The organism is Stenotrophomonas sp. YJH_SMC_46 (assembly GCF_059370315.1).
On sequence record NZ_JCAFTO010000003.1, the window covers coordinates 668,066 to 693,833 of the forward strand.

Genomic DNA, 25,768 nt, shown 5'->3' on the forward strand with positions numbered 1-25,768 from the left:
TATGGCTTCACCCTGGCGGGACAGAATCCTCGGCCTGATGCCGCGTTCGGCCATCGTCTGCCACGACCTGTTCATGGTCTGGGCATGCTGGCAGCTGCTGCATGCAGGGCGGTACTCGATCCTGGCCAACGCCCCCGAGCTCCCTCTCTGGAACGTCGACACCACGCTGGTGCTGCTGCTGCAGGGCCTGGTGTTCTGGCGCGTGGGCCTCTATCGGGGGCTGTGGCGGTTCGCCAGCGTCAGCGACCTGCTGAACATCTTCAAGGCCAGCTTCATCGGCATGGTGGCCATCGTGCTGGTGCTGATGTGGAAGCGCTTCGATGGCGTGCCGATGTCGGTGCTGGTGATCTATCCGTTCGCGCTGTCGGCGCTGCTGGGCGCGCCGCGCCTGCTGTACCGGGCCTGGAAGGACTACCAGGCGCTGCAGTCGGACTCATCCGCGCGTCGCGTGCTGATCCTGGGTGCCGGCCAGGCCGCCGAGACCCTGGTCCGTGACCTGCGCCGTTCAGGCAATTTCGAGCCGGTCGGCCTGCTGGACGATGCGCCGCACCTGCGCGGTGCCAAGCTGCAGGGCCTGCCGATCCTCGGCACCCTGGACGATGCGCCGACCGTGGTCCGTGAGACGGCGGCCAAGCTGCTGGTGATCGCCATCCCCTCGCTGGACGCCGCAGGCATGCAGCGGATCGTGGCCATCTGCGAAAGCACCGGCGTGCCGTTCCGCACCGTGCCCAAGCTCAGCGACATCCTGCAGGGCCAGTCGCTGCCGGGGCAGTTGAAGGAAGTGGCAATCGAGGATCTGCTCGGCCGCAAGCCGATCATGCCGGACTGGAACCTGATCCGTGGCTGGTTGGGCGGGCGTACGGTGATGGTCACCGGCGCTGGCGGCTCGATCGGCTCCGAGCTGTGCCGCCAGTGCGCGCGTCACGGTGCCGGTCGCATCATCCTGCTCGAGATCAGCGAGCTGCTGTTGCTGACCATCGAGGGTGAGCTGCGACGCAGCTTCCCGGACGTCGAGGTTGAAGCAGTGCTGGGCGATTGCGGCGACCCGGCGGTGATCCGCCATGCGCTGTCGCTGCATCCCGTCGACACCGCCTTCCATGCCGCCGCCTACAAGCATGTACCGGTGCTGGAGCGGCAGCTGCGCGAGGCGGTGCGCAACAACATCCTGGCCACAGAGAACGTGGCCCGCGCCTGCCTGGAAGCGCGCGTCGAGCACTTCGTGTTCATTTCCACCGACAAGGCCGTCGACCCGGTCAATGCGCTGGGCGCCAGCAAGCGCTATGCGGAAATGATCTGCCAGAGCCTGGACCAGAAGTCCACGCATACCCGTTTCGTCACGGTGCGCTTCGGCAACGTGCTGGCCTCGGCCGGCAGCGTGGTGCCACTGTTCCGCGAACAGATCCTGAGGGGTGGGCCGGTGACCGTCACCGACCCGGAAGTCAGCCGCTACTTCATGACCATCCCGGAGGCCTGCCAGCTGATCCTGCAGGCCGCCGCCTCGGCGTCGCACGGTGCGATCTATACCCTCGACATGGGCGAGCCGGTGCCGATCCGCGTACTGGCCGAGCAGATGATCCGCCTGGCCGGCAAGCAGCCTTACAAGGACATTCCGATCATCTACACCGGGCTGCGTCCGGGCGAGAAGCTGCACGAGACGCTGTTCTATTCGGACGAGGACTACCGTTCCACCGCGCACCCGAAGATTCTCGAGGCCGGTGTGCGCGCGTTCTCACGTGACCTGGTGCTGGGCAATGTTCCGCGCCTGCGCGATGCCGTGGCTGGTTACGACACCACCAGCATCCAGGAGATCCTGTTCGCGACAATGCCGGAGTTCTCGCCAATCGAACAGGATGCTTACATTTCATCCGCTAAAGTCGTGCCCTTTCCGGCACGTGAGGCCAACAGGCACCAATGAGCAAGCGAATTCGCAAGGCAGTTTTTCCAGTGGCAGGGCTCGGGACGCGCTTCTTGCCGGCAACCAAGACGGTTCCGAAGGAAATGTTGCCGATCATTGATCGTCCGCTGATCCAGTACGCGGTCGATGAGGCAATCGAAGCTGGTTGCGACACGCTGGTGTTCATCACCAACCGCTACAAGCATGCCGTGGCCGACTACTTCGACAAGGCTTACGAGCTGGAGCAGAAGCTCGAGCGCGCCGGCAAGCAGGAGCAGCTGGAGATGATCCGTCATGTGCTGCCCAATGGCGTGCGCGCGATTTTCGTGACCCAGGCCGAAGCACTGGGCCTGGGCCATGCAGTGCTGTGCGCCAAGGCCGTGATCGGCGACGAACCGTTCGCGGTGCTGCTGCCGGATGACCTGATCTGGAACCGCGGCGACGGCGCACTGAAGCAGATGGCCGACCTCAACGAGGCCAGTGGCGCCAGCGTCATCGCTGTTGAAGACGTGCCGCATGACAAGACCGCCAGCTACGGCATCGTTGCCACCGAGGCGTTCGATGGCCGCAAGGGCCGCATTTCGCAGATCGTGGAGAAGCCGAAGCCGGAGGACGCGCCCAGCGACCTGGCTGTGGTCGGCCGCTATGTGCTGAGCCCGAAGATCTTCGAGCTGCTGGAGCAGACCGGCAGTGGTGCCGGTGGCGAGATCCAGCTGACCGATGCGATCGCGCAGCTGCTGAAGACCGAAGAAGTCGATGCCTATCGTTTCGAGGGCACCCGCTTCGACTGCGGCACGCACCTGGGGCTGGTGGAGGCGACGATCCGCTTTGCGCTGGACAACCCGAAGCTGGCAGGGCCGGCGCGGGAGAAGCTGACGGCGATGTTGGCGGAATAAGGTTTATCAAGCGTTCCGTGCAGCGCCTTGATTGATACGTGATGGGCGGGACGGGTGGGCCGTTGCAGGACACGCCGTAAACCCGTCCATGGCGGCTCGATGGCGCCTTGCTCGTGTGCGCTGTCCTGCGCACACGGCAAGACCGGGGTTGGGCGTCCTGCCCAACCCGCCCGAGGCATGCCTCGGGCCCATGGCGCCAACGGTTTTGGAGAGGGCCATCCGCCCCCTCTCGACAGTTTTCGTGCGGCGCGGACGGGAAGGGCGGAATCAAAGGCAGAAGCACAATCAAAAAAGGCAGCCTCTGGCTGCCTTTTTTGATTGTTGGGGTCAGATCCCTTTGCGCAGCAAAGGGCTCTGACCCCGGCCTTTGACCCTGCCTTTGCTCACCCCTCCGCCGCGCGGAATGTTGGGTGGCGCGGGTGGGTGAGGCTGACCGGGACTGTCAGCGGCATGGGCCAGGCGCATGCGCCTGGCAGGTTGGGCAGGACGCCCAACCCCGGCCTTGCTGCGTGCGCAGGATTGCGCACGCTAGCAAGCCGCTGCCAAGCCCCCAGGGACGGGTTTACGGCGTGTCCCGGGCAGTCTCATCCACCCGGGCCCCACCGCCAGCAATCAGCCGGCAACGCTTTGAACCTTACAGCGCCTCGAAAATACCCGCCGCGCCCATGCCGGTGCCGATGCACATCGTCACCATGCCGTACTTCTGCTGGCGACGACGCAGGCCGTGCAGCAGGGTCGCGGTACGGATCGCGCCGGTTGCACCCAGCGGGTGGCCCAAGGCAATCGCGCCGCCCAGCGGGTTGACCTTGGCCGGGTCCAGGCCGCAATCGCGGATCACCGCCAGCGACTGCGCGGCGAACGCTTCGTTGAGCTCGATCCAATCCAGCTGGTCCTGGGTCAGGCCGGCCTGCTTCAGTGCCTTCGGGATCGCGGCGATCGGGCCGATGCCCATCACTTCCGGGCGCACCCCGGCCACCGAGAAGCTGACGAAACGGGCCAGCGGGGTCAGGCCGTAGTCCTTGATCGCCTGTTCCGAGGCCAGCAGCACGGCACCGGCGCCATCGCTCATCTGCGACGAGTTGCCAGCAGTGACGGTGCCGCCGAACTGGCCGTTGCGGAACACCGGGCGCAGCTTGGCCAGGCCTTCAGCCGAGGAATCCGGGCGCGGGCCTTCGTCGGTGTCGGCGATCTTGTTGCGGGTGATGATGCGCTGGCCGTCGGCCAGGTCCGGCAGGTGCGAGACGATCTCGTACGGGCTGATCTCGTCCTTGAACTCGCCGTTCTGGATCGCCGCCATGGCCTTCTGGTGCGAGGCGAGGGCGAAGGCGTCCTGGTCTTCGCGCGAGACCTTCCACTCTTCGGCCACCTTCTCGGCGGTGATGCCCATGCCGTAGGCGATGGCCACGTGGTCGTTGTCGAACACGCTCGGTGCCATGGCGATCTTGTTGCCCATCATCGGCACCATCGACATCGACTCGGTGCCACCGGCCAGCATCAGGTCGGCGTTGCCCAGGCGGATCGCGTCGGCGGCCTGCGCCACGGCCTGCAGGCCGGAGGAGCAGAAGCGGTTCACGGTCTGCGCGGCGATGGTGTTTGGCAGGCCAGCCAGCAGCACGCCGATGCGCGCCACGTTCATGCCCTGCTCGGCTTCCGGCATGGCGCAGCCGATGATCGCGTCATCGATGCGGTTGACGTCCACGCCCGGGGCCTGGGCGACGACGCTGCGCAGCACGTGCGCAAGCATGTCGTCGGGGCGGGTGTTGCGGAACATGCCCTTGGGCGCCTTGCCAACCGGGGTGCGGGTGGCGGCGACGATGTAGGCGTCCTGGATTTGCTTGGTCATTGCAGTGATCTCTTGAATTTTTTAGCCGGAGTGCCGACCAACGGTCGGCACCCACCGGAAGCAGGGATGGGCGATCAGTTACGCAGCGGCTTGCCGGTCTTCAGCATGTGCGCGATGCGGGCCTGGGTCTTTTCCTGCTGGGCCAGTTCGACGAAGTGCTTGCGCTCCAGGGTCAGCAGCCACTCTTCGTCGACCAGGGTGCCGCGGTCGACCTTGCCGCCGCACAGCACGGTGGCGATGCGCTCGGCGATCTCGTAGTCGTACGGGCTGATGAAGCGGCCTTCCAGCATGTTGACCAGCATCATCTTGAAGGTGGCGATGCCCACGTCACCGGCGACCTGGATGCGGCGTGCCGGCAGCGGCGGGCGGTAGCCGGCTTCGGCCAGGGCGCGTGCTTCGGCCTTGGCGATGTACAGCGCCTCGTAGCTGTTGAACACCACCTTGTCGGTGCTGCGCAGCAGGCCCAGTTCCTTGGCGTTGACCGCCGAGTTGGACACCTTGGCCATCGCCACGGTCTCGAAGGTCTTCTTCAGTTCGGCGAACACGTCGCCGCCCGGGCCCGCGGCCTGCGAGGCACGCACGGCCAGTTCCTTCAGGCCGCCACCGGCCGGCAGCAGGCCGACACCGGCCTCGACCAGGCCGATGTAGCTTTCCAGGAAGGCCACGGTCTTGGCGCTGTGCATCTGGAACTCGCAGCCGCCACCCAGGGCCAGGCCACGCACCGCTGCCACCACCGGCACCAGCGAGTACTTGATGCGCTGGCTGGTGCGCTGGAAGTTGGCGACCATTTCCTCGAACTGGTCGACTTTGCCGGCCTGCAGCAGGCCGAGCGCACCGGCCAGGTCGGCACCGGCGGAGAAGGGTTCCTTCTGCTGCCAGATCACCAGGCCCTGGAAGTCCTTCTCGGCGCGGCTCACGCATTCCTGCAGGCCATCCAGCACCTGGTCGGACACGGTGTTCATCTTGGTCTTGAAGCTGACCACGGCGATGCCGTCACCGTCGTGCCACATGCGCAGGCCGTCGTTCTCGAACACGGTTTCGCCCGGAGCGAACTGCTCGCCCAGCAGCGGATCCGGGAACCGCTGGCGCTGGTACACCGGCAGCGACGAACGCGGCAGCTTGGCGTTGCGCGACGGGCTGTAGCTGCCTTCGGCGGCGTGCACACCGTCGCGGCCATCGAACACCCAATCCGGCAGCGGGGCGCTGCTCATGCTCTTGCCGGCCACGATGTCATCGGCGATCCACTGTGCCACCTGCTTCCAGCCGGCAGCCTGCCAGGTCTCGAACGGGCCCAGCGACCAGCCGTAACCCCAGCGGATGGCCAGATCGACGTCGCGCGCGGTCTCGGCGATGTCGGCCAGGTGGTAGGCGCTGTAGTGGAACAGGTCGCGGAAGGTCGCCCACAGGAACTGCGCCTGCGGGTGCTGGCTCTCGCGCAGCTTGGCGAACTTCTCGGCCGGGTTCTTGATCTTCAGGATCTCGACCACTTCCGGTGCGGCGGTGCGGTCGGCCGGACGGTAGTCCTGCTTCTCCAGATCCAGTACCACGATGTCCTTGCCGACTTTGCGGAAGATGCCGGCGCCGGTCTTCTGGCCCAGCGCGCCCTTGGAAATCAGCGCGTCCAGCCACTTCGGCGACTTGAAGAATTCATGCCACGGGTCATTCGGCAGGGTGTCGCCCATGGTCTTGATGACGTGGGCCATGGTGTCCAGGCCGACCACGTCGGAGGTGCGGTAAGTGGCCGACTTCGGGCGGCCGACCAGCGGACCGGTCAGGCCGTCCACTTCATCGAAACCCAGGCCGAACTGCTGGGTGTGGTGGATGGTGGACAGGATCGAGAACACGCCGATGCGGTTGCCGATGAAGTTCGGGGTGTCCTTGGCGTACACCACGCCCTTGCCCAGGGTGGTGACCAGGAAGGCTTCCAGGCCTTCCAGCACGGCGGCGTCGGTGGTGGTGGCCGGGATCAGCTCGGCCAGGTGCATGTAGCGCGGCGGGTTGAAGAAGTGCACGCCGCAGAAGCGGTGGCGCAGCTGTTCGGGCAGCACGTCGGCCAGCTTGTTGATGCCCAGGCCCGAGGTGTTGGAGGCCAGCACCGCGTGGTCGGCCACGAACGGCGCAATCTTCTTGTACAGGTCCTGCTTCCAGTCCATGCGCTCGGCGATGGCCTCGATGATCAGGTCGCAGTCCTTCAGCTGCTCCAGGCCGGAGTCGTAATTGGCCGGGGTGATGGCTTCGGCCAGCGACTTGCTGGCCAGCGGCGCCGGGCTCAGCTTGCCCAGGTTGGCGATCGCCTTCAGCACGATGCCATCGGCCGGACCTTCCTTCGCAGGCAGGTCGAACAGCACGGTGTCGACGCCGGCGTTGGTGAGGTGGGCGGCGATCTGGGCACCCATGACGCCGGCACCCAGCACGGCGGCGCGGCGGACTAGCAGGGAATTGGACATGGTGTAGGGCCTTTGTTGGTCAGCAGTTACTGGGTGGAATCAACGGGAAGCGGGCAGGGCGCTGGCACGTGCGGCGGCGCGGAACCCGGCTTCGGCGAAATGGATCAGTTCGTGGGCGGCATGGGCACGATGCGCCGCTTCGGTGACACCGGCGGGACGCTTGATCAGCCCGAAGTCGGCCATGGCATAGGTGAGCGAGCCGGCCAGGAAGTCCAGGCGCCAGTACAGCTCTTCCTTGCTCAGGCCGGGCACGCACTCGCCGATGGCCTTGCCGAACGCACGCAGCACGTGGCCGTAGTGGTCGGACAGGAACTTGCGCAGGTTGTCGTTCTTCTCGGCGTAGGCGCGGGCGATCACGCGCACGAAGGCGCCGCCGTTCTGGCGGTCCTGGGCCAGCGCCAGCGCCGGTTCGACGAAGGCGGCCAGCACCGGGCGCAGTTCGCCGGGGTGTTCGCTGCGGGCCCGCTCCAGCTGCGCCAGGCGCGCGCCTGTCATCTCGTCCATGCGGCGGCGGAAGACCTCATTGACCAGGTTTTCCTTGGAACCGAAGTGGTAGTTGACCGCGGCAATGTTGACGTCGGCCTGGCTGGTCACCTGGCGCAGCGAGGTGCCGGCGAAGCCGTGCTGGGCGAACAGCTCCTCGGCCGCGCCGAGGATCCGGTCCTTGGTCGAGAAGTGGGCGGGTTTGGCCATCGGCGGGCAGACCTTAATCAAACGATTGTTTGATACTAGGACCAGACGGTAGCGTATGGCATTTTGCAGTGCAGCAAAATCGGCCGCTCCGGTCAGATTTCACTCAGGTGGGTGAATGGGTGGACCTGAACCTGTAGAGCCGAGCCCGCGCTCGGCTGCTCTTCGGCCCAAAGGCCAGCCGAGCATGGGCTCGGCGCTACAACAGGGCCACATGGCCCTCTACCACCCGGCCACGTTATCTTTTACAATTCGCCTACGTTTATCAGGCTAAGCCCGCGTCCCGACGCGGGTTTTTTTCATGTTACCCTTCGGGCCATCAGCGGCCCGATTCCATTGGAGACATCCCATGGCGCTGGAGCGCACCCTTTCGATCATCAAGCCGGACGCCGTTGCCAAGAACGTCATCGGCGAAATCTACGCCCGCTTCGAGAAGGCCGGCCTGAAGGTCGTGGCCGCCAAGTACAAGCAGCTGTCGCGCCGTGAAGCCGAAGGCTTCTATGCCGTGCACCGCGAGCGTCCGTTCTTCAACGCGCTGGTCGAGTTCATGATCTCCGGCCCGGTGATGATCCAGGCCCTGGAAGGCGAGAACGCCGTCCTGGCCCACCGCGACCTGCTGGGCGCCACCAACCCGAAGGAAGCCGCGCCGGGCACCATCCGCGCCGACTTCGCCGAATCCATCGATGCCAACGCCGCACACGGCTCGGACTCGGTCGAGAATGCCGCGATTGAGATCGCCTACTTCTTCGCCGCCACCGAAGTCGTCTCGCGCTGAGAGTAATGCCGTGAACGAGGTCGTACAGTCCCCCGCCATCCAGCCGCTGCCGAAGTCGGCACCCACGGCTGGCAAGCAGAACCTGCTCGACCTCGATCGCGCGGGCCTGGAGAAGTTTTTCGTCGAGGTTCTCGGCGAGAAGAAGTTCCGTGCCCATCAGGTGATGAAGTGGATCCACCATCGCTACGTCACCGATTTCGATGAAATGACCGACCTCGGCAAGGTCCTGCGCGCCAAGCTGCAGGCCCATGCCGAGGTGCTGGTTCCGAACATCGTGTTCGACAAGCCCTCCGCCGACGGCACCCACAAGTGGCTGCTGGCGATGGGCGTGGATGGCAAGAACGCCATCGAGACCGTGTACATCCCGGACAAGACCCGCGGCACGTTGTGCGTGTCCTCGCAGGTCGGTTGCGGCCTGAACTGCACGTTCTGCTCCACCGCCACCCAGGGCTTCAACCGTAACCTGACCACCGCCGAGATCATCGGCCAGGTGTGGGTTGCCGCACGCCACCTGGGCAACGTGCCGCACCAGATGCGCCGCCTCACCAACGTGGTGATGATGGGCATGGGCGAGCCGCTGATGAATTTCGACAACGTCGTGCGCGCCATGAGCGTGATGCGCGACGACCTGGGCTACGGCCTGGCCAACAAGCGCGTGACCCTGTCGACCTCCGGCCTGGTGCCGCAGATCGACCGCCTGTCTGCCGAAAGCGACGTGTCGCTGGCGGTGTCGCTGCATGCGCCGAACGACGCACTGCGCGAGACGCTGGTGCCGCTCAACAAGAAGTACCCGATCGCCGAGCTGATGGCCTCGTGCGCACGCTACCTGCGCGCCAACAAGCGCCGCGAATCGGTCACCTTTGAATACACCCTGATGAAGGGCATCAACGACAAGCCCGAGCATGCCCGCGAACTGGCCCGCCTGATGCGCCAGTTCGACAACGCGGTGCAGGCCAAGGATTCGGGCAAGGTCAACCTGATCCCGTTCAATCCGTTCCCGGGCACCCGCTACGAGCGTTCCGAGGAGGCCAACATCCGCGCCTTCCAGAAGATCCTGCTCGACAGCAACGTGCTGACGATGGTCCGCCGCACCCGTGGCGACGACATTGACGCCGCCTGTGGCCAGCTCAAGGGCCAGGTGATGGACCGCACCCGCCGCCAGGCGGAGTTCAACAAGACGCTGCAGGCGGGGAAGGGGAGCGATGCCGCGGCCTGACCGCCTCTGGCTGGCTCTGTTCGCAGGCGTGCTGGCCGTTGCGGTCGGTGGCTGCAAATCCCAACCCAAGGCCAAGCTGGGCCCCAGCGAAGCGCCGGTCTATTCGGTGCGCGATCCGGACAGCGTGCGGCGCCAGGTGCGCCTGCAGGATCTGCTGGCGCTGGCTGCCCGTGACATGCAGGTCGGCAACCTAGATGCGGCCGAACGCAAGGCGCGCGAGGCGCTGAAGCTGGCGCCCGACTCGCCGGATGCGCTGGTGCTGCTGGCCGGCATCGATGAGCGCCGTGGCCGGAGCCAGCAAGCGGGCGAGAGCTTCCGCAGGGCGGCCGAACAGGCGCCGCAGCGCGGTGACATCCTCAACAATTACGGGGCGTGGCTGTGCCAGCAGGGGCGGCCGGCCGAGTCGCTGGCGTGGTTCGATCGAGCGCTGCAGGCGCCGGGCTACGCCACACCGGCCGAATCCCAGGCCAATGCGGGCAGCTGTGCACTGGACGCTGGCCAACTTGAACGTGCCGAAGGCGACCTGCGCGCGGCGCTGTCGGTGCTGCCGGGAAACCCGGTCGCGCTGGAGGCGATGGCCCAGCTCAGCTTCCGCCAGGGCCGCTTCATGGAGGCGCGGGCCTTCGCCGAACGTAGGATTGCGGCTGCACCCGCAACGCGTTCCGTGTTACAACTTGCGTCTCAAATCGAAGCGCGGCTGGGTGATCGGGCGGCATCTGATCGCTATCTTCAGCGGATTCGACAGGAATTTCCGCAGGAAGCGGGCTCCTAACTCCAGGGTTGATGCATTGTGATTGATGACCAGACTGTGAGCGCTCTCGAGACTGCGGCCGGCTGCGGCACCCGCCTGCGCCAGGCCCGCGAGGCGGCCGGACTGACCCTCGAAGATGTCGGCTCGCGCCTGCGCATGCCGGTCCAGGTGGTCAGGTCGCTGGAAGAAGAACAATGGCAGAAGCTTGGCGCGCCGGTGTTCGTGCGCGGCCAGCTGCGCAGCTATGCGCGGCTTCTGGACGTGGACGTGGGAGAGCTGCTGGAGCAGGCCCAGGTCGGCCCGGTGGTGCCGCCTACCCTGGTCAGCCATACCCATACCCCGCGTGCGCGCCGCATTGCCGAGAATCTCGGCCGTCGCGTGCTGTACGTCGGTATCACCGCGGTGCTGGCAGTGCCGGTGTGGTTCGCCACCCGTGGTCATTTCGATGGCAGTGCGACGCCGTCGCCGAACACCGCCTCGCTGGACGCGATTCCGGCCGCCGTGCCGGTGACCCCGTCCGCTGCGGGTGTCGAGCCCTCGGCGCCGGCTGAAGTGGCGAGCGCTCCGGCCAGCAAGCCGGCCGCCACTCCGTACGTGGCCTCGCTGGCCCCGGTGCCGCGTCCAGCCCCGGCACCGGCCGCTGCCGCCAATACGCTGGACATGCAGTTCAGTGGCGACAGCTGGGTCGATATCGGCGGCCCGGACGGCAGCACTGTCGAGAAGGCGCTGATCAAATCCGGCGAGAGCCGCAGCTTCACGCCGGGCCAGGTGACCCGGGTGACCCTGGGCAACGCCTCGGCGGTCCAGGTTCAGCAGAACGGCGCTATCGTCGATCTGACCCCCTACCAGCGAGCCAACGTGGCACGCTTTCAGGTATCCTCTGAAGGCTCCGTAGTCCCGGTTTCGCACTGAGGCGCGGTTTCACCACCTTCGATTAATTCCAATGGTCCCTCCCGATGGGCGGGGCGAGAGTACGCATGGCGATCGACGATCTGCTCGACGAGCACGAACAAAGTGAACGCGTCCGCAGCTGGCTGCGGAAGAATGGCGCCAGCATCCTCGGTGGCGTGGTCATCGCCATCGGTGCCATTGCCGGCTGGCAGTGGTACCAGAAGGATCAGGGCGGCAAGCTGGCCTCGGCCAATGTCGAGTACCAGAAGGCGCTCGTTGGCCTGCAGCAGAACAAGCTCGACGACGCCGCCAAGGCGGTCAAGGCGCTCGAAGCCGGCCCGTCCAGCATCTACGGCGACCTGGCGGCGCTGCAGCTGGCCAAGGCCCAGGTCGATGCCGGCAAGAACGAAGAAGCCCTGGCTACCCTGCGCGGCGTGAAGGTTGAAGGTGACCTGCAGCGCGTGGTCGACCAGCGCGTGGCCCGCCTGCTGGTGGCCACCGGCAAGAGCGACGAGGCGATCAAGCTGCTGGGCAGCGCCACCGACAGCAGCAGCCTGGAAATCCATGGCGATGCGCTGATGGCGCAGGGCAAGCGCGATGAGGCCCGCGCACAGTACGAGAAGGCGCTGAAGACGCTGGACGTGGCAGCGCCGCAGCGGCGCCTGCTGGAAACCAAGGTTATGGACGCCGGCGGCACCGTCGCCGCCCCTGCGGAGTCGGTTTGATGAGTCAGAAGGTCATGATCACCCGCGTCGCCACCGTGCTCCTGATGGGCATGGCCCTGACCGGCTGCAGCACCATGAAGGGCTGGTTCGCCGGCAAGGACGCGGCCGCGAAGAAGGCACAGGAACCGGCTGAGCTGGTCAAGTTCGAGCCGACCCTGAAGGTCAACAAGGCCTGGTCGGTCAACCTCGGCAAGGGTGAGCGCCGCATCGGCGTGCGCCAGGGCCCGGCCGTGGCCAACGGCCACGTGTTCGCTGCGGCGATCACCGGTGGCGTGCACGCCATCGACCTGCAGACCGGCAAGAAGGTCTGGACCTGGGAGCCGCAGAAGGAAAAGAAGAAGGCCAAGCTGCGCCTGTCCGGTGGCCCGGGTGTCGGTGAGAACCTGGTCGTGATCGGCACGCTCGATGGCCAGGTCATCGCGCTGGACATCAACGACGGCAGCGAAAAGTGGCGCGCCCGTGTTCCGGGTGAAGTCATCGCCGCGCCGGCCATTGCCCAGGGCGCGGTCTACGTGCGCAGCAACGACGGCCGTATCACTGCGTTCGATGCCGGCAACGGCACCCAGAAGTGGTTCAACCCGAGCGAGCTGCCGGCGCTGACCGTGCGTGGCAACGCACCGGTGGTGACCGGCCCGGGCGTGCTGTTCATCGGCAAGGACGAGGGCGCGGTTGCCGCCCTGGCCCAGCAGGATGGCCGCACCCTGTGGGAACAGAACGTGGGCAACGGTGAAGGCCGTACCGAGCTGGAGCGCATGGCCGATGTGGACGGCGCGCCGGTGCTGGATGGCAACACCCTGTTCGTGAGCAGCTTCAAGAACCAGACGATGGCCATCGAAGGCCCGACCGGTCGCCCGCTGTGGGCGCGCGACCATGGCGGTGCGGGTGGCGTGGCGGTGTCGTCGGGCAATGTGTTCGTGACCGACAACAAGGGCGGCGTGTTCGGCCTGGACAAGGCCAGCGGCGCAGCCATGTGGTCGCAGACCGCACTGGCCCGTCGCTCGCTGACCGGCCCGGCGCTGCATGGCGACTACGTCGTGGTCGGCGACTACAAGGGATACGTGCACTGGTTGCAGGCCTCCGATGGTGCGATGGCGGCACGGGCAAAGAGTGGCGGTGACGCCCTGCTGGCCCAGCCGGTCGTCGCAGACGGGGTGCTGCTGGTGCAGAACGTGGATGGCAAGCTGACCGCCTTCCGGTTGGCAAATTAATACGGAGTACTCGCGATGCTGCCTTTGGTCGCCCTGGTTGGACGGCCGAATGTCGGCAAGTCGACCATTTTCAATGCGTTGACCCGCACCCGTGACGCCCTGGTCCATGACCAGCCCGGCGTCACCCGTGATCGCAACTACGGCGTCTGCCGCCTCGACGAGGACAATCATTTCCTCGTCGTGGATACCGGCGGTATTGCCGGTGAGGACGAAGGCCTGGCCGGTGCCACCACCCGCCAGGCGCGTGCGGCGGCTGCCGAAGCGGACCTGATCCTGTTCGTCGTCGATGCCCGCGAGGGCACCTCGGCGCTGGACGACGAGATCCTGGCGTGGCTGCGCAAGCTGTCGCGCCCGACGTTGCTGCTGATCAACAAGATCGACGGTACCGACGAGGACAGCGTCCGCTCCGAGTTCGCCCGCTACGGTTTCGGCGAAATGCTGACCGTCTCGGCCGCGCATCGCCAGGGCCTGGACGACCTGCTGGACGAAGTGATCCAGCGCCTGCCGGAAGAAGGTAGCGGCGAAGAGCTGGACAACGATCCAAACCGCATCCGCATCGCCTTCGTCGGCCGCCCGAACGTGGGCAAGTCGACCCTGGTCAACCGCATCCTCGGCGAGGAGCGCATGATCGCCTCCGACGTGCCGGGCACCACCCGCGACTCGATCGCAGTGGACCTGGAGCGCGACGGTCGCGAATACCGCCTGATCGATACCGCCGGCCTGCGCCGTCGCTCGCGCGTGGACGAGGTCGTCGAGAAGTTCTCGGTGGTCAAGACCATGCAGTCGATCGAGCAGTGCCAGGTGGCCGTGCTGATGCTCGACGCCACCGAAGGCGTGACCGACCAGGACGCCACCGTGCTCGGTGCCGTGCTCGACGCCGGCCGCGCGCTGGTGATCGCCATCAACAAGTGGGATGGCCTGACCGAGTACCAGCGCGAACAGGCTGAAACCATGCTGTCGCTCAAGCTGGGCTTCGTGCCCTGGGCCGAATCGGTGCGCATTTCGGCCAAGCACGGCTCGGGCCTGCGCGAGCTGTTCCGTGCGGTGCACCGTGCGCACGAGTCGGCCAACAAGACTTTCACCACCAGCGAAGTGAACAAGGCCTTGGAAGTGGCCTACGAGACCAACCCGCCGCCGACCATCCGCGGCCATGTCTCCAAGCTGCGCTACGTGCATCCGGCCGGTTCCAACCCGCCGACCTTCATCGTGCACGGCACCCGCCTGAAGGAGCTGCAGGAGTCGTACAAGCGCTACCTGGAGAACTTCTTCCGCAAGCGCTTCAAGCTGATCGGCACGCCAGTGAGCTTCATCTTCCGCGAGGGTACCAACCCGTACGAGGGCAAGAAGAACGTCCTCACCGAGCGGCAGATCAAGTCCAAGCGGCGCTTGATGAAGCACGTCAAGGGCAAGTGATTCAGAGAAAGGCGGCCGCAGGGCCGCCTTTCTTGTCTGTGGTAGTGCCGGCCGCTGGCCGGCAACCTCGCGTCGTCCGGTGCGTTCATGGCCATGCCGGCCAGCGGCCGGCACTACCCCATGTTTGCAGGTATCGGTCAAGGCGGCCTGCCGCCACGTGCGCGATAATGCGGCCATGAGCATCCAAGAGCTTTCCCCCGCGCAGGCACGCGAGCGCCTGGCCCATGGCGCGGTGCTGATCGATGTGCGCGAGGCGCACGAGCGGGCCGGCGGGATGGCCGAGGGCGCGCGCGGCGTGGCCAAGGGCGAGCTGCAGGCCGACCCGGCCGCGCACCTGCCGCGGCACGACCAGGAAATCCTGCTGATCTGCCAGAGCGGCAAGCGCTCGGCCGATGCCGCGCAGTTCCTGCTGGAGGCCGGCTACACAAACGTCGCTTCCGTGACGGGCGGCACCGTGGCCTGGCGCGAGCAGTCGCTACCGCTGGTGCAGCCGCTGGCCAGCGCCGCCGACCGCGATTTCTTTGATCGCTATTCGCGCCATCTGTTGCTGCCGCAAGTCGGCGAGGCCGGCCAGCGCCGGTTGCAGCAGTCGCGCGTGCTGGTGCTGGGCGCGGGCGGGCTGGGTGCCCCGGCCGGCTTCTACCTGGCCGCCGCGGGGGTAGGGCACCTGCGCTTCGCCGACCACGACCGCGTGGAGCGCAGCAACCTGCACCGGCAGATCGTGCATACCGAAGCCAGCGTCGGCCAGCTCAAGGTCGATTCGGCGCGCGAGCGGCTGCTGGCACTGAACCCGTCGATCGAGGTCGAGGCCGTGCCCGAGCGGGTCACCTCCGAGAACGTGGATGCGCTGCTGGACGGCGTGGACGTGGTGCTGGACGGCTCGGACAACTTCCCGCTGCGCTACCTGCTCAACGACGCCTGCATCAAGCATGCCAAGCCGTTGGTGTATGCCGCCATTGAGCGCTTTGATGGCCAGGTCAGCGTGTTTGATGCCGGCCGCCAGCGTGGCGTGGCGCCGTGCTACCGCTGCCTGTTCCCCGAACCGCCGCCGCCGGAGTTTGCGCCGAACTGTTCCGAGGCCGGTGTGCTGGGCGTGTTGCCCGGCTTGGCTGGGGTGCTGCAGGCCACCGAGGTGCTGAAGCTGCTGCTGGGCATCGGCGAACCGCTGGTGGGGCGGCTGCTGCGCTTCGATGCGCTGGGCATGCGCTTCCGCGAGACCGGCATCCGGCCGGACCCGCAGTGCCCGGTGTGCGCGCCGGGCGTGCCGTTCCCGGGGTATATCGATTACGCCGCGTTCTGCCGGGGCGGGTGAATCCGACCGGGCGGCATCCACGCGTGGCGTGGATCTACCGGGGCATGACGGCTGGGCGTCCATCCACGCATGGCGTGGATCTACCGGGGCATGACGGCTGGGCGTCCATCCACGCATGGCGTGGATCTACTGTAGAGCCGAGCCCATGCTCGGCTGCTTCTGGCCTCGGCACGAAGAGCAGCCGAGCGTGGGCTCGGCTCTACAGGTAATGGCGCCCACCCAAGCATGTGCATGGTTTCGGGATGATGCCGGGGCTCACTCCCTGCATCGTTCCATCGCCAAGACAATCCGGCGCAACATGCGTGCTATTGCCGTCATCGGCATTGCTCTATTGTTGAACCCGATTCTGGATCTTGGGGAAAACACCGCATGGCGGTAGAAGCAGCGACCAGCGAGCTGGTCAAGGTCGTGGCCCTGTTGGGCGCGGCGGTGGTGATGGTGCCTTTGTTCCGCCGGGCCGGTCTGGGCTCGGTGCTGGGCTACTTCGCCGCTGGCCTGGCGATCGGACCGTTCGGGCTGGGCTGGTTCTCCGATCCGCAGGCGATCCTGCATACCGCCGAACTCGGCGTGGTGATGTTCCTGTTCGTGATCGGCCTGGAAATGCGGCCCTCGCACCTGTGGAGCCTGCGCAAGGAAATCTTCGGGCTGGGCACGCTGCAGATCGTCACCTGTGCGCTGGTGCTGACCAGCATCGCCAAGCTGTTCGGCCTGCCGTGGCAGGTGGCCTTCATCGGCGCCACCGGCTTCGTGCTCACCTCCACTGCGGTGGTGATGCAGCTGCTGGCCGAGCGCGGTGACATCGCGCTGCCGTCGGGGCAGAAGATCGTCTCCATCCTGCTGTTCGAAGACCTGCTGATCGTCCCGTTGCTGGCGCTGGTGGCCTGGATGGGCCCGAGCGCGGGCAGTGCCGATGGCGAGGGTTCGCGCTGGCTGTCGGTGGCGATCGGCGTGGGTGCCATCGTCGGCCTGGTGCTGGTCGGCCGCTTCCTGCTCAACCCGTTGTTCCGCGTACTGGCCGAATCGAAGGCACGCGAGGTGATGACCGCCGCCGCGCTGCTGGTGGTGCTGGGCGCGGCGCTGCTGATGCAGCTGTCCGGCCTGTCGATGGCGATGGGCGCGTTCCTGGCCGGCGTGCTGCTGAGCGAATCGACCTTCCGCCACCAGATCGAAGCGGACATCGAACCGTTCCGTGGCATCCTGCTCGGCCTGTTCTTCCTCAGCGTGGGCATGGCGCTGGACCTGGGCGTGGTGGCGGGCAACTGGCAGCTGATCCTGGGCCTGGTGCTGGCGTTGATGGCGGCCAAGGCGCTGTGCATCTACGTGGTCGCGCGCATCATGGGCAGCGACCACGCGCAGGCGCTGGACCGTGGCGTGCTGATGGCGCAGGGCGGCGAGTTCGCCTTCGTGCTGTTCTCCGCTGCGGCATCGGCCGGCGTGATCAACATGGAGATCAATGCCAACTTCACCGCCGTGGTGGTGCTGTCGATGGCGCTGACCCCGCTGGTGGTGCTGGTCTACAAGCGCATCGCGCCGAAGCCGACGGTGAACATGGACGGCGTGGACGAGGCCGAGGGCCTGTCCGGCAGCGTGCTGCTGATCGGCTTCGGCCGCTTCGGCCAGGTCGCCAGCCAGTCGCTGCTGGCGCGCGACGTGGACGTGACCATCATCGACAACGATGTGGAGATGATCCAGAGCGCGGCGCGCTTCGGTTTCAAGATCTACTACGGCGACGGTACGCGACTGGACGTGCTGCATGCCTCGGGCGCGGCCACCGCGCGTGCGATTGCGGTGTGCGTGGACAAGGCCGAGGCGGCTGATCGCATTGTTGAGCTGGTGTCGCACGAGTTCCCGCAGGCCAAGCTCATGGTGCGCTCGTTCGACCGCGAGCATTCGCTGCGGCTGATCCATGCCGGTGTCGATTTCCAGATCCGCGAGACGTTCGAGTCGGCGGTGCTGTTCGGCCAGGCCGCGCTGGTGGAGCTGGGTGCGGACGAAGACGATGCGGTGGAGATTGCCGAGCAGATCCGTCGCCGCGATGCCGAGCGCTTCGAGCTGGAAATTGCCGGTGGTGGTTTGAATGCCGGCGCGCGGATGATCTATGGCAACAGTCCGCAGGGCGTGCCGACGCCGACGCCGTTCACCGCGCCGAAGCGGGAGAGCAAGACACTGAACCCGCAGGATGTGCCGGAAGAGGAAGAATGAGGTGCCGCGCACCGCGCTCGCCGGGCGTGGCCCGGCGCTACCGTGGTGCGCACGGGTGGGGTAGCGCCGGGCCATGCCCGGCGAGCGCAGCGGCCGCCCGGATTGGCGGTGGGCGAGGGGGCCTGAATCGGGGACAATAGCGTCCCCGCCGCCCCACGCCTGCCTCCGATGACCGATTCCGCCCCCCAGCATCCTGCCCGCATCCTTGATGGCCGCCGCATCGCCGAGGACCTGCTCGACAGCCTGAAGGTGCGCGTCGACGCCCGCGTGGCCGCCGGCGGCAGCCGCCCGGGCCTGGCCGTGGTGCTGGTCGGTGGCGACCCGGCCTCGACCGTGTACGTGCGCAACAAGCGCCGTGCCGCCGAGAAGGTCGGCATCGAGGCGCATGACTACGATCTGCCGGCCGGTACCACCGAGGCCGAGCTGCTCGACCTCATCGACCAGCTCAACGCCGATCCGAAGATCAACGGCATCCTGATCCAGCTGCCGCTGCCGGGCATCCCCGACGCGCGCCGCCTGATCCAGCGCATTGACCCGCGCAAGGACGTGGACGGTTTCCACCCGGAAAACGTCGGCCACCTGGCCCTGCGCGAGTTCGGCCTGCGCCCGTGCACCCCGCGCGGCATCACCACGCTGCTGGGCCACACCGACCAGCCGGTGCGCGGCCGCAATGCCACCATCGTGGGCGTGAGCAACCACGTCGGCCGCCCGATGGGCCTGGAGCTGCTGATTGCCGGCTGCACCGTGACCAGCTGCCACAAGTTCACCCCCAAGGACGTGCTGGAACAGGCCGTGCGCAACGCCGACATCCTGGTGGTGGCGGTGGGCCGCCCCGGCATCGTGCCGGGTGAGTGGGTGAAGCCGGGCGCGGTGGTGATCGACGTCGGTATCAATCGCCTGGACGACGGCCGCCTGGTGGGCGACGTGGGGTTTGAAGCGGCCGCCCAGCGGGCGAGCTGGATCACCCCGGTGCCGGGCGGCGTGGGACCGATGACCGTGGCCACGTTGATGCAGAACACCCTGGAAGCGGCGGAAGCCTCCTGAGGGTAGCGCCGGGCCATGCCCGGCGGATGTTTGCGGCGCCGCTGCGCTCGCCGGGCATGGCCCGGCGCTACCGGGGTTGCATTGATGCCCCGCGATTCCCGGCGACCCGCTCCTGGTAGGTGCCAACCTTGGTTGGCACACATCCATCGGAGCCATCGGCCCATCTGGGGTGCCGGTGCGGACGGATCTGGCACCCACCCAAGCCCCCCTGAACCAATCACCGCCCGCGCGACGCTGCGGCACCGCTTGGTGGTACCGGGCCTCGGGCCTCCTGTAGAGCCGAGCCCATGCTCGGCTCATCGCGGTCTGGCGGAAAGCAGCCGAGCATGGGCTCGGCTCTACAGGTGAGCGGGTGCGACACTGTGTCGCGCGAAGTTCCAATTCTGGCTACCCAAAATGCTGTTCTTGGCTCCTGAAAAGGGGTAAAATGTCGCGCTTCCCCACATCTCGGGTATGCCGATGCTGCGCATCCAGGCTGAAGCACTCACTTACGACGACGTCTCGCTCGTCCCCGCTCACTCGACCATCCTGCCCAAGGACGTCAACCTCGAAACGCGGTTGACCCGAGACCTGAAGCTGAAGCTTCCGATCCTGTCCGCAGCCATGGATACCGTCACCGAAGCCCGCCTGGCCATCGCCATGGCACAGCTCGGCGGCATGGGCATCATCCACAAGAATCTCAGCCTGGAACAGCAGGCCGCGGAAGTGGCCAAGGTCAAGAAGTTCGAGGCCGGTGTCATCCGCGACCCGATCACCGTCGGCCCGGAAACCACCATCCGCGACGTGCTGGCCCTGACCCAGGCGCACAACATCTCCGGCGTGCCGGTGGTGGGCAGCGACGGCCAGCTGGCCGGCATCGTGACCCACCGCGACATGCGCTTCGAGACCGAGCTGGACGATCCGGTCCGCCACATCATGACCAAGAAGGATCGCCTGATCACGGTCAAGGAAGGCGCCGCGTCTGATGAAGTGCTGCAGCTGCTGCACCGCAACCGCATCGAGAAGGTGCTGGTGGTCAATGATTCGTTCGAACTGCGTGGCCTGATCACCGTCAAGGACATCCAGAAGAACACCGACTTCCCGAACGCTGCCAAGGATCTGTCGACCCGCCTGCTGGTCGGCGCTGCCGTCGGCGTGGGTGGCGATACCGATCGCCGCGTGGAAGCGCTGGTCGCCGCCGGCGTGGACGTGATCGTGGTCGATACCGCGCACGGCCACTCGCAGGGCGTGCTGGACCGCGTCAGCTGGGTCAAGAAGAACTTCCCGCACGTGCAGGTCATCGGTGGCAACATCTGCACCGGCGAAGCCGCACTGGCGCTGCTGGACAGCGGCGCGGACGCAGTCAAGGTCGGCATCGGCCCGGGCTCGATCTGCACCACCCGCGTCGTCGCCGGCGTCGGCGTGCCGCAGGTGACCGCCATCGACCTGGTGGCCGAAGCGCTGCAGGACCGCATCCCGCTGATCGCCGACGGTGGCATCCGTTACTCGGGCGACATCGGCAAGGCGCTGGCCGCCGGTGCCTCGACCATCATGGTCGGTGGCCTGCTGGCCGGTACCGAGGAATCGCCGGGCGAGACCGAGCTGTACCAGGGCCGTTCGTACAAGAGCTACCGCGGCATGGGTTCGCTGGCTGCCATGGAGAAGGGGTCGAAGGACCGCTACTTCCAGGACGCCGCCACCGCCGACAAGCTGGTGCCGGAAGGCATCGAAGGCCGCGTGCCGTACCGCGGCCCGGTGGGCGGCATCATCCACCAGCTGATGGGCGGCCTGCGCGCCACCATGGGCTACGTGGGCTGCGCCACCATCGAAGACATGCGCAGCAAGCCCAAGTTCGTGAAGATCAGCGGCGCCGGCCAGCGTGAGAGCCACGTCCACGACGTGACCATCACCAAAGAGCCGCCGAACTACCGCGCCTGATGCGCTTGCGAACTGCTCTTGCGATTACGGGCAGCCTGCTGATGGCAGGCTGTTCGTTGTCCGAACCGCCGCCGCGCTCCGGGTCTCCGGGCGCGGCGGTTTCGCAATTGCAGGCCGTGCAGGCGTGCCAGAACGCGTTCTCGCTGCCGAAGGGCTGGCAGGTGCAGGCCGCTGGCGAGCAGCGCTGGCTGCTGAAAGGCACCGGCGAGCGCCCGCTGCAGGTCACCGTGCAATGCATTACCGAGCTGCTGCACGGGCCGGATGATCCGGTGCTGACACCGGTACTGGGCGCACTGGAGCCTGCACGGATGAGCGTGCAATGGGCGTCCTGGGGCGCCTCGATGGCGGCGCTGCAACGGCGCATCGTGCCCGGCACCGAAGTGCAGGAAATCGCCGAGCTGCCGCGCGCCGACCGCGCCAACCCCGCCGCACCGCACGGCCTGCTGATGCTGCGCTGGGACGAGGAAGACACCTCACATATTCAACAACGCGAGGCGTTCATCGCCACGCTGACGCAGAGCCTTGAAGCGCCGGGCGCTGCGAAAAACACCACTGGAACGGCACCATGACCAATATCCATAACGACAAGATCCTCATCCTCGATTTCGGCGCGCAGTACACGCAGCTGATCGCCCGCCGCATCCGCGAGCTGGGCGTCTACTGCGAAATCTGGGCGTGGGACCACAACCCGGCCGAGATCGCCGCGTTTGGCGCCAAGGGCATCATCCTGTCCGGTGGCCCGGAATCGACCACGCTGCCCGGTGCCCCGGCCGCGCCGCAGGAAGTGTTCGACAGCGGCCTGCCGATCTTCGGCATCTGCTACGGCATGCAGACCCTGGCCGCGCAGCTGGGCGGTGCCACCGAAGCGGCGGACCAGCGCGAATTCGGCCACGCCGAAGTGAACGTGATCAACCCCGATGCGCTGTTCAAGGGCCTGAGCGACCACGGCGGCGAGCCGAAGCTGAATGTCTGGATGAGCCACGGCGACCACGTCTCCGTTGCGCCGCCGGGCTTCACCATCACCGCCACCACCGACCGCATTCCGGTGGCCGCCATGGCCAACGAAGAAAAGCGCTGGTACGGCGTGCAGTTCCACCCGGAAGTGACCCACACCCTGCAGGGCCAGGCGCTGCTGCGCCGCTTCGTGGTGGATGTGTGCGGCTGCCAGACCCTGTGGACCGCCGCCAACATCATCGACGACCAGATCGCCCGCGTGCGCGAACAGGTGGGCGATGACGAAGTGATCCTGGGCCTGTCCGGCGGCGTCGATTCGTCCGTGGTGGCTGCGCTGCTGCACAAGGCCATCGGCGAGAAGCTGACCTGCGTGTTCGTGGATACCGGCCTGCTGCGTTGGCAGGAAGGCGACCAGGTGATGGCGATGTTCGCCGAGCACATGGGCGTGAAGGTCGTGCGGGTGAATGCCGCCGACCGTTACTTCAACGCGCTGGAAGGCGTGAGCGACCCGGAAGCCAAGCGCAAGATCATTGGCAACCTGTTCGTTGAGATCTTCGACGAAGAATCGAACAAGCTGAAGAACGCCAAGTGGCTGGCGCAGGGCACCATCTACCCGGACGTGATCGAGTCGGCCGGCAGCAAGACCGGCAAGGCGCATGTGATCAAGAGCCACCACAACGTGGGCGGCCTGCCGGAGCACATGAAGCTGGGCCTGGTGGAGCCGCTGCGCGAGCTGTTCAAGGACGAAGTGCGCCGCTTGGGCGTGGAGCTGGGCCTGCCGCGCAGCATGGTCTACCGCCATCCGTTCCCGGGCCCGGGCCTGGGCGTGCGTATCCTGGGCGAAGTGAAGCGCGAATACGCCGAACTGCTGGCCAAGGCCGATGCCATCTTCATTGATGAGCTGCGCAAGGCGGACCTGTACGACAAGACCAGCCAGGCGTTTGCCGTGTTCCTGCCGGTGAAGTCGGTGGGCGTGGTGGGCGACGCGCGGGCTTATGAGTGGGTGATTGCGCTGCGTGCGGTGGAGACGATCGACTTCATGACGGCGCACTGGGCGCATCTGCCGTATGAGTTCCTGGGTACGGTGAGCAACCGGATCATCAATGAGTTGCGGGGGGTGTCGAGGGTGGTTTATGACATCTCGGGGAAGCCGCCGGCTACTATTGAGTGGGAGTGAATTTAGGTCTTTCGAGGGCTATAGCCAGCTATCGAAAAGCTGTCGCAACGCGTTGAATCTGGAATAAATTCGTTGCGGTGCTTATCGGTGACTGTTGCTGACCAGCAGAGAAGGTTGGCGGTAGAGCTGACTGTAAAAATCGCGGCGAGATTAAGACACTCTCATTCACTACTCAGACTTTTACCGTCTTTGACGGTAAAAGTCTTCCCGGGAAAGCTTGTTTTATGGGGCTTTCCAGGCAACAGCAGGTCTCCAGGTCCCTGACGGGTGGGATCCGGTGGCCATCGGCACAATCTGCTGCAGCGAGTTGCGGCGAACTTGGTGCAGTTGCAAGCTCGATGCTGATGCCTCCGAGAATGGCTTCGGAAATGCAAGAGATGAAAAATTAAGCCACAGTGCGGAAGCTACGATGCCAGAAACGATCCTGACTGCAGCTACTCCAGCCGAACTTCAAATCAAACTTGGCCAACTTGATACAGCGGTGCCTCCGAGGTCAGAGGGGCGCCGTACTGACCACGTGGAACGCTATTGCGTCGTTCACTTGCTTGCCACAATCCCGCCAGAACATCTTTCGTTTCCGCTGACCCTTGTCCATTCCGACAGGCCTGACTTCGTCCTGACCATGCCGGTGGCCGATGTAGGAATCGAACATACTGAAGCAGTACCGGAGAACGTTGCACAGTCAATGTTCCTGCGAGAGAAAGGTCTCGGGTCTGCCATCTACTTCACTCCCCGAGCCTTGCCGGGGGAGCCTCGCAAGACCTTTGGCGAACTTCGTGATGAGATCCTATCTCACGATCTCGACGACTCGGGTCAGGGCTGGGAAGGAGACTCGGCGGAACGTGAATGGGCCGCGGCAATGGCGTACTTTGTCAAAGAGAAGATGCGAAAGGCTGGCGCTCCTGGCTTCGTCCGGTATCCAGCGAATTGGCTCATGATTTACGACAACTGGCCGTTGCCGGCGATCGACGCTTCTCAGGCGGCCAGCTACCTAGCTCCACTCCTGTGGGAGGCGGGCGCGTTTGCGATATTTGACGTTGTCTTTGTCCTTGATGACTCACGCATTTGGCAGTTTCCTGGCCCGCTGGTGTATTCGCTGGTCAAACCGATCTAGAGCAACCGATCAGCCGGCGTCGGCCGCCCAGCCTGCTCTCCAGCGGTCACACGCGACGTTCCTCGCGCGGGGCACGGGCCCTCTGCGGAGAGTTCTCGTAACGCGCCGCTGAAGAGGTCTCGCCAGCTCGTCTGACGCTAGTGGCTGTACCCTTTGCCTCGACCTGCACGGACCAAGGATGCATGCAGGCTAACGATCTTTTCGGCCCGTGCGTGCAGGCCCTCCACCGTACGCCAGAACTGCTCCGGCTTCTCAAACTCCCAATCGGCAGGAACGCTATTCCATCCAAGGTTGTGCGTTGGGAAGGTTTGCAGTCCTATCAGATGGAGGTAGCCGTCTACTTCGCTCCAGAGATCCTTTCTTATTGCCTCAAGCTCAGGTGAAATGAACTCCCACTCGGGAGTGTTGCCTTTGTCGCGGAAATCGCCCAGCGGTTTCAGCTTTTCCGTCTCGAAAGAGAATCCAGCCATGTTCGTCCGATCCAGAAATCCGATGACTCCATCTGAGTGGAGTAGTTTCGTTATTTCTCTCCACAGCGCTTGGTCATGCTTCCGCGTTGGATCATCGCCAGCCCTGAACTGAGGGTAATGCTTGAAAAATACGGATTCATCCATGGCGAGATCCTGGCATAGGTCGTCCCAGAACAGAATGTCCACCTTGAACTTCCCTTCGCGCCCACGCGATTGAGAAATGTCCCTCACAGCCTTCTGAAGTGGCGCATCTCTGGGTGCCGTAGTTGCAATGTAGAGCCGATCCAGTCTGGGAACGAAACTCTCGGCCTTCTCAATCTCCGACTCAACAACGGTCAGCGTGATCCCCATGACTGTGTTCTTGCACTGCACGCCAATATGTCGATCGTCGTCGTCGTGCCCCCAGATGTCCACGCCGTCTTGCGCCTGCCCCTGTCGCCCGTGCCGGAAGAAATCCGTCGAGTTCCAGCGTAGTTTGGCAGCGGCAAGTGAGATATCCTCAAGCTCATCCCAGGATTTGGGCGGAGGCACAATGGATGACGAAATAGTGGGCATACGGCGAAGTGGTTTGACCAACTTTCATTCTAGCAGTACCCGACTTCTCAGCGGCTTTGTCTAATACACCCGATCATAGGCGGGCAGTGGGAAAGGTCCTGTGGTGTTCTGCAGTGAAGCGTCCTTCACCGGGTCTGGCCAGAGGCGAACGTAGGGCATTACGCAAGCCCGTTTCGGCGATCGATCTTTTCCCTGATTGCCTGTTGGCGCGGCGGCTAGTGTCGATCTATCACATTTCAGAATGGTTGAAATTGGGATCGCAGAACTTTGGCTG

General features: G+C 65.6%; 20 protein-coding genes. 16 read left to right on the forward strand and 4 right to left on the reverse strand.

All coding sequences use genetic code 11. From position 1 onward, the window contains the following. Position 1: 1 nt before the first annotated feature. Both AC5P8C_RS12690 and galU read left to right on the forward strand, forming a co-directional pair. A complete protein-coding gene (locus tag AC5P8C_RS12690) occupies positions 2-1,915 on the forward strand; it encodes a polysaccharide biosynthesis protein (RefSeq protein WP_019661302.1) in 1,914 nt (637 codons plus the stop codon). Further along, positions 1,912-2,790 carry a UTP--glucose-1-phosphate uridylyltransferase GalU gene (galU, locus tag AC5P8C_RS12695; protein ID WP_019661303.1) on the forward strand — a complete coding sequence of 293 codons (879 nt, stop codon included), beginning with the start codon at positions 1,912-1,914 and terminating at the stop codon, positions 2,788-2,790. The genes AC5P8C_RS12690 and galU overlap by 4 nt, the downstream gene beginning before the upstream one ends. Before the next feature lie 634 nt (positions 2,791-3,424). On the opposite strand, the gene AC5P8C_RS12700 is transcribed toward galU, so the two are convergent. From AC5P8C_RS12700 to AC5P8C_RS12710, 3 genes are all read right to left on the reverse strand, one after another. Further along, complete coding sequence (locus tag AC5P8C_RS12700) at positions 3,425-4,633, reverse strand: acetyl-CoA C-acyltransferase (protein WP_019661304.1); 1,209 nt, start codon at positions 4,631-4,633, stop codon at positions 3,425-3,427. Between the two features lie 74 nt (positions 4,634-4,707). Then, a complete protein-coding gene (locus AC5P8C_RS12705; protein ID WP_019661305.1) occupies positions 4,708-7,080 on the reverse strand; it encodes a 3-hydroxyacyl-CoA dehydrogenase/enoyl-CoA hydratase family protein in 2,373 nt (790 codons plus the stop codon). A 39-nt stretch (positions 7,081-7,119) separates the two neighbouring features. Next, on the reverse strand, positions 7,120-7,773 hold the full coding sequence (locus AC5P8C_RS12710) for a TetR/AcrR family transcriptional regulator (protein ID WP_019661306.1): 654 nt from the start codon (positions 7,771-7,773) through the stop codon (positions 7,120-7,122). Between the two features lie 346 nt (positions 7,774-8,119). Between AC5P8C_RS12710 and ndk the strand changes: the two genes are divergently transcribed. The 14 genes from ndk (at position 8,120) to AC5P8C_RS12780 (ending at position 24,469) form a co-directional block, all read left to right on the forward strand. Further along, positions 8,120-8,545, forward strand: a complete 426-nt coding sequence (gene ndk, locus AC5P8C_RS12715) for a nucleoside-diphosphate kinase (RefSeq protein WP_005409295.1) — start codon at positions 8,120-8,122, stop codon at positions 8,543-8,545. A 10-nt stretch (positions 8,546-8,555) separates the two neighbouring features. Beyond that, positions 8,556-9,761: a dual-specificity RNA methyltransferase RlmN gene (gene rlmN, locus AC5P8C_RS12720; RefSeq protein ID WP_019661307.1), complete on the forward strand. Its 1,206-nt coding sequence runs from the start codon at positions 8,556-8,558 to the stop codon at positions 9,759-9,761. After that, positions 9,748-10,533, forward strand: a complete 786-nt coding sequence (gene pilW, locus AC5P8C_RS12725) for a type IV pilus biogenesis/stability protein PilW (protein WP_019661308.1) — start codon at positions 9,748-9,750, stop codon at positions 10,531-10,533. Before rlmN ends, pilW begins: the two co-directional genes overlap by 14 nt. A gap of 18 nt (positions 10,534-10,551) precedes the next feature. After that, positions 10,552-11,424 carry a RodZ domain-containing protein gene (locus AC5P8C_RS12730; protein WP_019661309.1) on the forward strand — a complete coding sequence of 291 codons (873 nt, stop codon included), beginning with the start codon at positions 10,552-10,554 and terminating at the stop codon, positions 11,422-11,424. A gap of 65 nt (positions 11,425-11,489) precedes the next feature. Continuing rightward, entirely contained in the window at positions 11,490-12,128 is a 639-nt protein-coding gene (locus tag AC5P8C_RS12735; RefSeq protein ID WP_019661310.1) for a YfgM family protein, read from the forward strand. Beyond that, on the forward strand, positions 12,128-13,336 hold the full coding sequence (bamB, locus tag AC5P8C_RS12740) for an outer membrane protein assembly factor BamB (protein ID WP_019661311.1): 1,209 nt from the start codon (positions 12,128-12,130) through the stop codon (positions 13,334-13,336). Before AC5P8C_RS12735 ends, bamB begins: the two co-directional genes overlap by 1 nt. A 15-nt stretch (positions 13,337-13,351) precedes the next feature. Next, positions 13,352-14,749 (forward strand): ribosome biogenesis GTPase Der, encoded by a 1,398-nt coding sequence (der, locus tag AC5P8C_RS12745; RefSeq protein WP_019661312.1) that lies wholly within the window; start codon positions 13,352-13,354, stop codon positions 14,747-14,749. Positions 14,750-14,924: 175 nt separating this feature from the next. Beyond that, positions 14,925-16,061 (forward strand): molybdopterin-synthase adenylyltransferase MoeB, encoded by a 1,137-nt coding sequence (gene moeB / locus AC5P8C_RS12750; RefSeq protein WP_026347168.1) that lies wholly within the window; start codon positions 14,925-14,927, stop codon positions 16,059-16,061. Positions 16,062-16,430: 369 nt separating this feature from the next. Next, complete coding sequence (locus AC5P8C_RS12755) at positions 16,431-18,263, forward strand: monovalent cation:proton antiporter-2 (CPA2) family protein (protein ID WP_019661314.1); 1,833 nt, start codon at positions 16,431-16,433, stop codon at positions 18,261-18,263. Positions 18,264-18,431: 168 nt separating this feature from the next. Continuing rightward, positions 18,432-19,307: a bifunctional methylenetetrahydrofolate dehydrogenase/methenyltetrahydrofolate cyclohydrolase FolD gene (gene folD, locus AC5P8C_RS12760; protein WP_010484605.1), complete on the forward strand. Its 876-nt coding sequence runs from the start codon at positions 18,432-18,434 to the stop codon at positions 19,305-19,307. Between the two features lie 459 nt (positions 19,308-19,766). Beyond that, positions 19,767-21,224: an IMP dehydrogenase gene (gene guaB / locus AC5P8C_RS12765; RefSeq protein WP_026347169.1), complete on the forward strand. Its 1,458-nt coding sequence runs from the start codon at positions 19,767-19,769 to the stop codon at positions 21,222-21,224. Between the two features lie 107 nt (positions 21,225-21,331). Next, positions 21,332-21,793: a hypothetical protein gene (locus AC5P8C_RS12770; protein WP_019661317.1), complete on the forward strand. Its 462-nt coding sequence runs from the start codon at positions 21,332-21,334 to the stop codon at positions 21,791-21,793. Continuing rightward, entirely contained in the window at positions 21,790-23,355 is a 1,566-nt protein-coding gene (gene guaA / locus AC5P8C_RS12775; RefSeq protein ID WP_089240554.1) for a glutamine-hydrolyzing GMP synthase, read from the forward strand. Before AC5P8C_RS12770 ends, guaA begins: the two co-directional genes overlap by 4 nt. A gap of 409 nt (positions 23,356-23,764) precedes the next feature. Continuing rightward, entirely contained in the window at positions 23,765-24,469 is a 705-nt protein-coding gene (locus AC5P8C_RS12780; protein ID WP_495218874.1) for a hypothetical protein, read from the forward strand. Positions 24,470-24,606: 137 nt separating this feature from the next. Here AC5P8C_RS12780 and AC5P8C_RS12785 read toward each other — a convergent pair whose 3' ends face one another. Next, a complete protein-coding gene (locus tag AC5P8C_RS12785; RefSeq protein WP_495218876.1) occupies positions 24,607-25,290 on the reverse strand; it encodes a hypothetical protein in 684 nt (227 codons plus the stop codon). Between the last annotated feature and the right edge of the window lie 478 nt (positions 25,291-25,768).

Bases quoted from the DNA above. Each gene is read 5' to 3' on its own strand.
- AC5P8C_RS12690 (WP_019661302.1), top strand. From the start codon at position 2: ATGGCTTCACCCTGGCGGGACAGAATCCTCGGCCTGATGCCGCGTTCG.
- galU (WP_019661303.1), top strand. From the start codon at position 1,912: ATGAGCAAGCGAATTCGCAAGGCAGTTTTTCCAGTGGCAGGGCTCGGG.
- AC5P8C_RS12700 (WP_019661304.1), bottom strand. From the start codon at position 4,633: ATGACCAAGCAAATCCAGGACGCCTACATCGTCGCCGCCACCCGCACC.
- AC5P8C_RS12705 (WP_019661305.1), bottom strand. From the start codon at position 7,080: ATGTCCAATTCCCTGCTAGTCCGCCGCGCCGCCGTGCTGGGTGCCGGC.
- AC5P8C_RS12710 (WP_019661306.1), bottom strand. From the start codon at position 7,773: ATGGCCAAACCCGCCCACTTCTCGACCAAGGACCGGATCCTCGGCGCG.
- ndk (WP_005409295.1), top strand. From the start codon at position 8,120: ATGGCGCTGGAGCGCACCCTTTCGATCATCAAGCCGGACGCCGTTGCC.
- pilW (WP_019661308.1), top strand. From the start codon at position 9,748: ATGCCGCGGCCTGACCGCCTCTGGCTGGCTCTGTTCGCAGGCGTGCTG.
- AC5P8C_RS12735 (WP_019661310.1), top strand. From the start codon at position 11,490: ATGGCGATCGACGATCTGCTCGACGAGCACGAACAAAGTGAACGCGTC.
- bamB (WP_019661311.1), top strand. From the start codon at position 12,128: ATGAGTCAGAAGGTCATGATCACCCGCGTCGCCACCGTGCTCCTGATG.
- der (WP_019661312.1), top strand. From the start codon at position 13,352: ATGCTGCCTTTGGTCGCCCTGGTTGGACGGCCGAATGTCGGCAAGTCG.
- moeB (WP_026347168.1), top strand. From the start codon at position 14,925: ATGAGCATCCAAGAGCTTTCCCCCGCGCAGGCACGCGAGCGCCTGGCC.
- AC5P8C_RS12755 (WP_019661314.1), top strand. From the start codon at position 16,431: ATGGCGGTAGAAGCAGCGACCAGCGAGCTGGTCAAGGTCGTGGCCCTG.
- folD (WP_010484605.1), top strand. From the start codon at position 18,432: ATGACCGATTCCGCCCCCCAGCATCCTGCCCGCATCCTTGATGGCCGC.
- guaB (WP_026347169.1), top strand. From the start codon at position 19,767: ATGCTGCGCATCCAGGCTGAAGCACTCACTTACGACGACGTCTCGCTC.
- guaA (WP_089240554.1), top strand. From the start codon at position 21,790: ATGACCAATATCCATAACGACAAGATCCTCATCCTCGATTTCGGCGCG.
- AC5P8C_RS12780 (WP_495218874.1), top strand. From the start codon at position 23,765: ATGCCAGAAACGATCCTGACTGCAGCTACTCCAGCCGAACTTCAAATC.
- AC5P8C_RS12785 (WP_495218876.1), bottom strand. From the start codon at position 25,290: ATGGGGATCACGCTGACCGTTGTTGAGTCGGAGATTGAGAAGGCCGAG.